The sequence below is a fragment of the Streptomyces capoamus genome, assembly GCF_014654935.1.
Taxonomy (GTDB): domain Bacteria; phylum Actinomycetota; class Actinomycetes; order Streptomycetales; family Streptomycetaceae; genus Streptomyces; species Streptomyces capoamus.
Map to the genome: position 1 here is coordinate 317,074 of NZ_BNBF01000002.1, position 9,134 is coordinate 326,207.

A 9,134-nucleotide genomic window follows, 5' to 3' on the forward strand; every position below is an offset into this window, starting at 1 on the left:
GCTCTTCTCCGAGACGACCGGCTTCAGCAGGACGTCACGGGGGTCCGTGTACGACTTGCTCAGCGGGGTCTCGACGGTGTTCTTGCCCTCGGTGGCGTGGCGACGCGCCTTGGCGACGCGCGCGGCCTTGGCGGCCTTGGCGGCCTTCGAGGCGATAGCGGGGTGACGGATGGCCATCAGACCTCGCTCCCTTCGGTGTCGTTGGCCTTCGGGCCGGCGACGAAGGACTCGAAAGCGGCCTGGGTGAAGACCACGTCGTCCGAGACGAGAACGTCGTACGTGTTCAGCTGGCCCGGCTCCAGGATGTGGACCTGGGGCAGGTTGCGGGCGGACAGCCACGCGGCCTCGTCGGAGCGCTCGACGACCAGGAGCAGGTTCTTGCGCTCCGAGATCTTGCCGAACAGGCTCTTGGCGGCCTTCGTGGAGACGTCGCCCTCGACCACGCCGGAGACGACGTGGATGCGGTTGTGACGCGCCCGGTCGGTGAGGGCGTGGCGCAGGGCCGCGGCCTTCATCTTCTTCGGGGTGCGCTGCGAGTAGTCACGCGGCACGGGACCGTGCACGACGCCACCACCGGCGAACTGCGGCGCGCGGGTCGAACCCTGACGGGCGCGACCGGTGCCCTTCTGGCGGTACGGCTTCTTGCCACCGCCGCGGACCTCGCCACGCGTCTTGGTCTTGTGGGTGCCCTGGCGGGCAGCGGCCAGCTGCGCGACGACGACCTGGTGGATCAGCGGGATGCTGATCTTTTCCACGTCGAAGATCTCCGCGGGGAGCTCGACGGAACCGGCCTTCTCGCCAGCCGGCGAAAGGATGTCAACAGTGCTCATCGGTTACCTCAGGCCCCCTTGGCCGCGGTGCGGACCAGGACGAGGCCGCCGTTCGGACCGGGAACCGCGCCCTTGATGAGCAGCAGACCCTTCTCCGCGTCAACGGCGTGGACGGTCAGGTTCTGGGTGGTGACCCGCTCGTTGCCCATGCGACCCGCCATGCGGAGGCCCTTGAACACGCGGCCCGGGGTGGCGCAGCCACCGATGGAACCGGGCGAGCGGTGCTTGCGCTGGGTGCCGTGTCCGGCGCCGAGGCCCTTGAAGTTGTGACGCTTCATGACACCGGCGAAGCCCTTGCCCTTGCTCTTGCCGGTCACGTCGACCTTGATGCCGGCCTCGAACACCTCGGCGGTGATCTCCTGGCCGAGGGTGTACTCGCTGGCGTCAGCGGTACGGATCTCGACGAGGTGGCGGCGCGGGGTGACGTCGGCCTTGGCGAAGTGGCCCTTGAGGGGCTTGTTCACCTTGCGCGGGTCGATCTCGCCGAAGGCGATCTGGACCGACTCGTAGCCGTCGACGTCGTTCGTACGGACCTGGGTCACGACGTTGGGGCCGGCCTTGACGACGGTGACCGGAACAACACGGTTGTTCTCGTCCCACACCTGCGTCATGCCGAGCTTCTCGCCCAGGATGCCCTTGATCTGCTTAGCCATTCTCAGCCCACCAGCCTCAGAGCTTGATCTCGATGTCGACACCGGCCGGGAGGTCGAGTCGCATCAGAGAGTCAACGGTCTTGGGGGTCGGGTCGAGGATGTCGATCAGGCGCTTGTGCGTGCGCATCTCGAAGTGCTCGCGCGAGTCCTTGTACTTGTGCGGCGACTTGATGACGCAGTACACGTTCTTCTCAGTGGGCAGCGGCACCGGGCCCGCGACCGACGCACCAGTGCGGGTCACCGTCTCGACGATCTTCTTCGCCGAGGAGTCGATGACCTCGTGGTCGTAGGCCTTGAGCCGGATGCGGATCTTCTGTCCCGCCATGGCTACTCAGTAGTCCTGTCTCTTCTTACGCTCTGGAACCCGGTGGATTCCGTCTGCTGCCTTCGTTTCTCCGACCCACGCGGTCGGGCGTGTCGCGCTCCCGCTGACACAGATGTCCCTTGTTCGAACATCCCTGCAGGAATGCACACGGCCCTTCCGGAACCGCAGGCCGGGGGCGGAAGGCCCACCGGGTGCCTGGCCGGTGCCGCGCCCACACTTCCCGGAAGATTCCCGTACGTCCGCCCCAGCGCTGCCTTACGGCAGTTAGGGCGACGAGTACTGTGGGACTCGCTTCCGGTCCTCCCGGCGGGAGGCGCGCAGCATCAACACTCGACCGAGCAACTCCGACAGTCTGCCATATGGGGCAGCCCCTCCGCCAATCGAGCCGAAGAGATTACCCCGGAAGTGATGTAGGTCAAACCGGTGGAGCATCGGGCGGGGCGAGCGGGGGCCGGCCCGCGCGGAGGGCACTGGCGTCGCCGGGCCGGAAACAGGGCGAGGTGACACCGAGGGACGCGACCCCCGTCCCCTTCTCCTTGTCCATGACACCGGTGATGGCGTCCATCCAGAAGTCGTCGCGTTCGGTCCGCATGCTCACCGTGGGGTACGGGTCGTTCCAGTCGGCATCCGACGACTGAAACGCGTAGCCCCGTTTGACCCAGGCGTCCCTGGCCTGCCGCACGAGCTGCTTCGCCGCACTGCCAGGCACCCCGCTCAACCGGTACGTGAGCTGAACCTGCACGCGCTCGCCGGAGCTGTGCTCGTCCGCGAGGCACGCGCCGATCGGCGCCAGCGGGACCCGCTCAAGGGTCGGCTCGGGAGACATGCCGTCCACGGCCTGGTGGATGATCTCCTCGGCGCGCCGGGTCGCCTCCTGCTCGTCCAAGGTGACCTTGCTTCCCGACCGCCCCGCCCCGCCGCACCCCGCCACTGTGGCGAACGTGATCAGCACGACGGCGGCCGACACCACGCGCGGCACCCTCATGCGCTCTCAGTACTCCGTGTTCAGGTCCGTGCCCTCGGGCGCTCGCCAGCAGCCGGACACGACGTTGACGAGGATCTTGGGTTCCTTCTCGGGGCCGGCCGTCGGGCTGGACACCCAGAGTTCCGCGTTCACCGAGAAGGGCTCGGTCCGAGAGTCCGCCGTCATCTCGATCGTCCGGTCCTTGCTCTTGTTCGGTCCGTACTGGACGATCTTCCAGCCCTTCCCGGGAAGACCTTCCTTGAGACGCTGGAAACCGGCCTTCAGCTCGTCCTCCGAGACGCCGTAGACGGACCAGGCGTGCACGGTCTGGTAGAGATGATCAGGGTCCTGGTCGCAGGTGGCGACACTGGGACCCGGCTGGGTGACCTTCCCCTTCCGGATGTCGATCAGCTCGTAGATCTGGCTGGACACCGCTTTCGCCTTGTCCTTGGCCTTGCCGACATCCAGGGTGGCGGCCTTCGTATCGCGATCCATCGTGCTCGAACACCCCGTTCCCGCGAGGAGGACGAGGCCACAGGCGACGGCGACGCCCAACCGGTGAAGCGTCGGACGATCACCGAGGCAGCGGGTCGATTGCCCTGTGAGCACTGGTGTCCACGTCCATCCCGAGAGCGCCGTACGACTGCTGCGGCGAACGTAGCGACGGGGTCCGGGAGGCGCCTGAGTACTGCTACTCAGCCCTTGCGCGGGGTCGAGGAGAGCCGGCGACCGGCGAGACCTGGACAAGCGGGGACGCCGGCTCGATCATCGGCCGGTGAGTGAGGACGAGATCGTCGAACGGGTTTGGGACTTCGCGCGGACGCACCGCCTGCCTCCCCCCGCGCCCGCGGAGGCCGTCGCGGAGCTGGAGGCCATCGTCGGGTGGCCGATGCCCACGTTGCTGCGGCGCCTGTACGTCGAAGTCGCCGACGGCGGGTTCGGACCCGACTTCCACGTCCTGGCCCTCACCGACACCGGTCGGTGGTTCAGCGACGAGGAGTCGCTCCTCCAGCTCGCTCGTGACTTCGGATCAGCCGAGCCGGAACCCACGCAACCCCCGCGCCACACGGTGCCCCTGATGACGCTGGGCTGCGCCGTCTGGTGGTTCGTCGACTTCAGCACGGCCGAAGGCCGCATGTGGGGCTGGGAACCGAACGCACGCTGCGAGCGCCACTGCTTCTTCCCGGAGCGGTTCACCCTGGCGCAGTGGCTGACCGACTGGCTGGACGGCAACCGCTCCTTCCCCGAGCCACCGCCCCTGACGGACTGCCCCGACTGCTGCTGATTCCGGCTCGCTGTCCCTCAGCCCCGCCGGGCCAGGCCGACGAACGCCGCCCAGGCGCCCGGGGTGGCGGTGAGACGGGGTCCTTCGGGGCGCTTGGAGTCGCGGATGTGGATGGTGGTGGGGGTGGGGGCGACTTCGAGGCAGTCGTTGCCGTTGCTGCTGTCGCTGTAGCTGCTCTTGAACCAGCGGAGTTCCGGGGTGCTCATAGTTCTCCCAGCGCTTGCTCGATGAAGACCAGAGACTCCTCTGGCGTGAGCGCCTGAGCCCGGATGATGCCATAGCGCAGATCAAGGACACGGAGCTGCCTCGGGTTCGAGACCGGACGGCCGGAGAAGTCGCCATCGGTACGGCCCATCCCCGTACCGTCCGCGAACTTCAGCACTTGGATTCGGCCCCCCGTCCCGGGGTGGTTGGCCCGCGCAGTCGGCATCACCTGAAGCTCCACGAACGGCAACCGGGCCACCTCCAGCATGTGTTCGAGCTGACGGCGCAGCACCATTGTGTCCCCGACCGGGCGCCGCAGCGTCACCTCTTCCTGGACGAAACTGAACTCCGGTGCGGGTGAGCGATCGAAGACGGACTTGCGCGCCATGCATCCAGCCAGCATCCGCTCCAGCTGATCCGGTGAGTAGGCCGGCCGCCAGGTGCGGAGCAGCGCTCGCGCGTACTCCTCCGTCTGCAACAAGCCGTGGATGTTGTGGTTGCTGTACAGCGACATCTCCACCGCCCGCCCCTCCATCTCCGCCAGCTCCCGCACCTTCTTCGGATAGCGGGCCTTCTTCATGTCCTCCGTGAAGGCCCGCAGATGGCCCTGTGCCTTCAGGAACGTGTCCGCTCTGTCCAGCAGCTCCGGCCGGGGGATCCTGGCCCCGCGTTCGATCTTGCGGATCATGTCCTCGCCGTACCCCATGGCCTCGCCCAGCTCCGGCACCGAGACCCCGGCCGCCTCCCGGCAGACCTTGAGCAGGCGCCCCACCGCCTGCACCACCGGTTCGATCTCGTCGCCGGGCTCCACGTCCCAGCCGGCCTCGTCCACTCCCTCGCCCATCGCTCCTCCTCCGGCGCGCACTCGTACCCGTACAACGCCCAAGACAGGTGGGACAGCCGGGACAAACCCGGGACAGTCACCGTACGTACAGGTGCAGCCACTCCCTTCACGGAAGCAGACTTCGCCACGCTCAGTGACATGAATCAAGAAACGGCTGCCCCTGAGGACCGACTCGACGGCCGCATCCCGCACTTCCGCGTTCGCCTGTCCCCCACCCCACGCGGTGCCCGCCTGGCCCGGCTGCTCACGGAGCAGCAACTGCGCACATGGGGATTGCCGTTGGAGACGCCGACCCAGATCGTCGCCGAACTCGCCGCGAACGCCGTCACCCACGGTCGTGTCCCCGGCCGTGACTTCCAGCTGCTGCTCTACGTCGTCGGCGGCACGCTCCGCATCGAGGTCACCGATACGCGCGGTGACCGGCTGCCCCGGCTCGCCTCTCCGCGTGAAGACGGTGAATCAGGCCGCGGGCTCGTGCTCGTCGCGGCCCTGGCCGACCGCTGGGGCGTCACCGAGGGACGGCATCCGCGCAAGACCGTCTGGGCGGAGGTCGTTCTCCCGGCACCGGAACCCGGCGCCCCCCGCTCCGGTGGCACGGGCGGCTCCTCCCCAAGGAACACCCGGGTGAAAGAACCCCGCCAAGCCCCACCCCTCCCGCCCGCGGCGCAGACTCACCCCAGAGGGTGAACATCGGCAACTCGGCTGGATTTGGGGCAGGTTGTCTGCCTTACGCTCGGCGCAACAACACCGCAGACATGCGACGGCCCTCGCCGGGAGTAGCGATCCCATGCGAGGGCCTGACCACCGAGGAAGGCGTATCTTCCCGATGGACGTCGGAAACCCTAGCGCGCCCCCGTGCGCCCAGTCCCGCGTTACCGCCGACAACCACCCGAACCGGGGTCACGGTGGCGGCGGGCTCATCCACGACCACACCCGCCACACCACCCGGTTCACGGTGATCGGCAACCACCTCGCCCAGCACCCCGACCTCTCGCTGCTCGCGATCGGCCTGGCCTGCCACATCCAGTCGCTGCCGCCCGGCGCCCGCGTCGACATCAAGACCCTCGCCGCCCGCTTCCCCGAGGGCGCGACCCGTATCGCCGCCGCCCTGCGCGAGCTGGAGGCCCACGGCTACCTGCGCCGCGAGCGTGCCCGGGTCCCCGGTGGCCGCATCGTCACCCGCACGATCTCCTGCAACCAGCCCGGTGGGCGGCCACCCGGCGGGCGGCGTGAGGCGTCCGAGGCCCCGCGAAGCCGCCGCGCGGCCACCTCGGCGCAGCAGAAGCCCGCACGCCGCGCCGCCCTCCCCGCCGTGCCGCAACCGGTGTCCCCCTCCCCCGCCCTGCTACGCGCGGCCACCGACGTCCTCGCCGGCCTGCGCCGCACGGACCCCCGCCTGCTGTTGTCCGCCACCGCCGCCGAGCACCTCGCCCCCGGTGTCGCGGCCTGGCTGGAGCGGGACCTCACACCGACCGCCGTACGCCACGCCCTGACCACGGGCCTGCCGGAGGAACCCCTGATCCGCCCGGCCGCCCTCCTGGCCCACCGCCTGACGGCCGGACTCCCGCCCCTGCCGCCGTACCGCGCACCCGAGTCACCCCCGGCCGCCCGGTACTCCCTGCAGACCTGCGACGGTTGCGAGCGTGCTTTCCGGGCGCCGGTCCCCGGTCGCTGCCGTGACTGCCGAGCCGATCGATCTCCTGGAGGAGGCCTAGCATGAAGGCGACGATCCTTGCCCCTGGGCACAGACGAGGAGCGAGCGCCATGACCATCGCACCGGACAACGCGCGGCAGGGCGCTTCCCACCGATACCGGGCCATGCGGGACTTCGTCCAGTCCGCGGACGACACCCTGCCCGGCAAGTTCGAGATCACCCAGGAAGGGATCGTCCACGACATGATGTCGCCCGTCGGTCCGCACGAGCTGACCACTGTGCACCTCCGGAGGCGCCTGGAAAAGGTGATGCCGGAGGAGATCGTGGCGCACACGGGGGAACCCGACGTCGAGGACGAGTCCCAGGGACTCATGCGCCGGCCCGACATGATGGTGATCACCATGGAGGACATGGACGTCCCGGGCTCCTTCGACCCCCGCACCCTCATCGCCGCCATCGAGGTCGTATCCCGCTCCAACCCGGACAACGACTGGGTCACCAAGATGCGCGACTATCCCCTGATGGGCATCCCGGTCTACGCGGTCTTCGACCCCCGCACCGGCACCGGCGCCGTCCTCACCGACATCCACCCCACCCCCGACGGCCCCCGTTACGCCACCCGTAAGGACTTCGTCTACGGGGAGGACGTGACGATCGCCGACTGGACGATCGCGACGGACGGTCTGCCGCTCTACGAGTGACCCTCCCCCACCCGCATGCTCTCCAGCGGCCCCAGGTACAGCTCCGGCAGCCCGCCCGTGTCGATCAGCAGCCGCTGCACCACCACCGTCGGGTCCACCATCCAGAACCTCAGCCGGTGGACGCCCGCCCCCGTCACGGGGTGCGTGGTGGCCGTCGCGTTGACGTTGTCCGAGGTGTGGCGGGCCCAGACCGTGTTCAGGGCGCCGTCGTCCGCGCCCGCGGTGATGTCCACCGTGCGGATCGGGCCGTCGTCCAGCGAGACGCCGTAGCGCAGGCCCTGCACGCCCGGGACGGCCGCGTTGCGGGGCGAGAGGTGGGCCCACACGGTCACCTCGCCGGCGGCGGACAGCAGCGTCACCTCGTACTCCAGGTGAGGTGAGCCGCCGCCCGGGGTCCGGCTCGGGGACGTCACCGGCCAGGGGGTCATGCCCGCTCCGGTCCGTCCGATGCCGTCGATGCGGCGCCAGTGGCCCACGGCGCGGTCGTAGTGCTCGGCGTCGACCGCCACGTAGCCGCCGGCCTCGACAAAGCCCCCCACCCGCACGCCAGTGGGGCGTTCCGCCACGCAGCGCACCGGGACCGACGCGCCCGCGCCGCGCACCGTCAGGGTCGCCTCCGCGCGCCCGGCCGGAGCCCGGGACCAGTCCACCTCCACCTCCAGGCGGACCTGCTGCTCCACCCGGCCCCGAGGGCGCTCCACCCGCAGCCATGGGGCCGAGACGGACACCTCGTAGGGGAAGGGGGTACGGCCCCGGTTGAAGATCTCCACGTACTGCCGGGGGCGGGTCTGGTACGGGCCGAACGGCGGCAGGGACGCGGCCGAGGAAGCGCCTCCGGGCCACCACCGACCGGCGTCCTCGGCCCCGTCCACGGACACGCCCAGTTCCACCCCGGAGGGCACCTCGATGCGCCTGACCGCGGGGAACAGCACGTCCGGCAGGGCCACGTCGTCCTTCTCCGGCTGCTGCCAGGGCGCGTTCGGGCCGTAGCGCTCCACATCGCCGTAGTCGATGTGCGGCTGGGTCTGGAAGCCCTGCCACTTGCCGTTCGCGACGCGCGAGTCGAAGCGGTCGGCCAGGGCGAGGTCCCGGTCGAGGGCCGCCTCCGCCTGTGCCGCACGGTCGTTCGTCGCGGCCCGGCCCTGCGCCGCGTACAGCAGATTGGTGAACTCGGCCGCCCGCAGCGCGTACAGGTTCGCGGTCGCCGTGACCGCGTAGCCGGCCAGTTCGAACCACGCGTCCCGCAGCTCCCCGGGCAGCCTCCGCTCGACGCGTTCCGCGCGGCGGCCCAGCGCGCGCCACTCCTCGGTGACCCGTTCCAGCTCCCGGTGCGCGAAGTAGTACGGGGTCTGCTGGTCGTCGTACACGACCCGGTCGCCCGAGAGGGTGATCCGGCGGTTCAGCAGCTCGGGTTTGCGGCGGGCCTGCAGCCGGCCGTACTCCGCCAGCAGCGAGGCGATCTCCTTGGCCTGGGCCGCGCCGAAGTTCTGGCGGGCGTAGCGCTCCTCCCACGCGGTGAGGCGGTCGAGCGGCAGGCGGGACGGGTTCCAGGCGTACGTCAGGAAGAACTCGGTGGGCAGTTCGTTGCCCTTCAGGTCGCCGACGTTGGCCACCCACAGACCGTGGTTTCCGTGGGCGTGCGCCTGGTGGAGCTGCTCCCAGACGTTCCTGAGG

Annotated in this window: 12 protein-coding genes and 1 pseudogene; 4 read left to right on the forward strand and 9 right to left on the reverse strand. The window is 69.7% G+C overall.

Annotated elements, in window-relative coordinates:
• The 6 genes and pseudogenes from IE312_RS38815 to IE312_RS04965 form a co-directional block, all read right to left on the reverse strand.
• Positions 1 to 177: pseudogene (locus IE312_RS38815) on the reverse strand (50S ribosomal protein L23); the annotation flags it as partial.
• Positions 177 to 830, reverse strand: a complete 654-nt coding sequence (gene rplD, locus IE312_RS04945) for a 50S ribosomal protein L4 (protein ID WP_189978686.1) — start codon at positions 828 to 830, stop codon at positions 177 to 179. The pseudogene IE312_RS38815 and the gene rplD, both read right to left, overlap by 1 nt.
• An 8-nt stretch (positions 831 to 838) precedes the next feature.
• Positions 839 to 1,483, reverse strand: coding sequence for a 50S ribosomal protein L3 (gene rplC, locus IE312_RS04950; RefSeq protein ID WP_020135811.1), 645 nt, complete (start codon positions 1,481 to 1,483; stop codon positions 839 to 841).
• Between the two features lie 16 nt (positions 1,484 to 1,499).
• A complete protein-coding gene (gene rpsJ / locus IE312_RS04955; RefSeq protein WP_003948644.1) occupies positions 1,500 to 1,808 on the reverse strand; it encodes a 30S ribosomal protein S10 in 309 nt (102 codons plus the stop codon).
• A 415-nt stretch (positions 1,809 to 2,223) separates the two neighbouring features.
• Entirely contained in the window at positions 2,224 to 2,778 is a 555-nt protein-coding gene (locus IE312_RS04960) for a hypothetical protein (protein ID WP_189978688.1), read from the reverse strand.
• A 21-nt stretch (positions 2,779 to 2,799) separates the two neighbouring features.
• The gene (locus IE312_RS04965) at positions 2,800 to 3,267 is read right to left on the reverse strand and encodes a hypothetical protein (protein ID WP_189978691.1); all 468 of its coding nucleotides are present in this window, start codon (positions 3,265 to 3,267) and stop codon (positions 2,800 to 2,802) included.
• A gap of 280 nt (positions 3,268 to 3,547) precedes the next feature.
• Here IE312_RS04965 and IE312_RS04970 point away from each other — a divergent pair, with 280 nt between their 5' ends.
• The gene (locus tag IE312_RS04970) at positions 3,548 to 4,057 is read left to right on the forward strand and encodes a hypothetical protein (protein WP_189978693.1); all 510 of its coding nucleotides are present in this window, start codon (positions 3,548 to 3,550) and stop codon (positions 4,055 to 4,057) included.
• A 17-nt stretch (positions 4,058 to 4,074) separates the two neighbouring features.
• On the opposite strand, the gene IE312_RS04975 is transcribed toward IE312_RS04970, so the two are convergent.
• Both IE312_RS04975 and IE312_RS04980 read right to left on the reverse strand, forming a co-directional pair.
• Entirely contained in the window at positions 4,075 to 4,263 is a 189-nt protein-coding gene (locus IE312_RS04975; protein ID WP_189978695.1) for a DUF397 domain-containing protein, read from the reverse strand.
• The gene (locus IE312_RS04980) at positions 4,260 to 5,105 is read right to left on the reverse strand and encodes a helix-turn-helix domain-containing protein (protein WP_189978697.1); all 846 of its coding nucleotides are present in this window, start codon (positions 5,103 to 5,105) and stop codon (positions 4,260 to 4,262) included. The genes IE312_RS04975 and IE312_RS04980 overlap by 4 nt, the downstream gene beginning before the upstream one ends.
• Positions 5,106 to 5,243: 138 nt before the next feature.
• Between IE312_RS04980 and IE312_RS04985 the strand changes: the two genes are divergently transcribed.
• From IE312_RS04985 to IE312_RS04995, 3 genes are all read left to right on the forward strand, one after another.
• Positions 5,244 to 5,792: an ATP-binding protein gene (locus tag IE312_RS04985; protein WP_189978699.1), complete on the forward strand. Its 549-nt coding sequence runs from the start codon at positions 5,244 to 5,246 to the stop codon at positions 5,790 to 5,792.
• A 139-nt stretch (positions 5,793 to 5,931) separates the two neighbouring features.
• The gene (locus IE312_RS04990; RefSeq protein WP_189978701.1) at positions 5,932 to 6,825 is read left to right on the forward strand and encodes a helix-turn-helix domain-containing protein; all 894 of its coding nucleotides are present in this window, start codon (positions 5,932 to 5,934) and stop codon (positions 6,823 to 6,825) included.
• Between the two features lie 44 nt (positions 6,826 to 6,869).
• Positions 6,870 to 7,460, forward strand: coding sequence for a Uma2 family endonuclease (locus IE312_RS04995; protein WP_189978703.1), 591 nt, complete (start codon positions 6,870 to 6,872; stop codon positions 7,458 to 7,460).
• Here IE312_RS04995 and IE312_RS38820 read toward each other — a convergent pair.
• Positions 7,451 to 9,134 (reverse strand): glycosyl hydrolase 115 family protein (locus IE312_RS38820; RefSeq protein WP_229899069.1); only part of this gene is annotated, 1,684 nt, incomplete at its 5' end. The two genes, IE312_RS04995 and IE312_RS38820, sit on opposite strands and share 10 nt — an antisense overlap.

Bases quoted from the DNA above. Each gene is read 5' to 3' on its own strand.
- IE312_RS04975 (WP_189978695.1), bottom strand. From the start codon at position 4,263: ATGAGCACCCCGGAACTCCGCTGGTTCAAGAGCAGCTACAGCGACAGC.
- IE312_RS04965 (WP_189978691.1), bottom strand. From the start codon at position 3,267: ATGGATCGCGATACGAAGGCCGCCACCCTGGATGTCGGCAAGGCCAAG.
- rpsJ (WP_003948644.1), bottom strand. From the start codon at position 1,808: ATGGCGGGACAGAAGATCCGCATCCGGCTCAAGGCCTACGACCACGAG.
- IE312_RS04995 (WP_189978703.1), top strand. From the start codon at position 6,870: ATGACCATCGCACCGGACAACGCGCGGCAGGGCGCTTCCCACCGATAC.
- IE312_RS04980 (WP_189978697.1), bottom strand. From the start codon at position 5,105: ATGGGCGAGGGAGTGGACGAGGCCGGCTGGGACGTGGAGCCCGGCGAC.
- IE312_RS04990 (WP_189978701.1), top strand. From the start codon at position 5,932: ATGGACGTCGGAAACCCTAGCGCGCCCCCGTGCGCCCAGTCCCGCGTT.
- IE312_RS04985 (WP_189978699.1), top strand. From the start codon at position 5,244: ATGAATCAAGAAACGGCTGCCCCTGAGGACCGACTCGACGGCCGCATC.
- rplD (WP_189978686.1), bottom strand. From the start codon at position 830: ATGAGCACTGTTGACATCCTTTCGCCGGCTGGCGAGAAGGCCGGTTCC.
- rplC (WP_020135811.1), bottom strand. From the start codon at position 1,483: ATGGCTAAGCAGATCAAGGGCATCCTGGGCGAGAAGCTCGGCATGACG.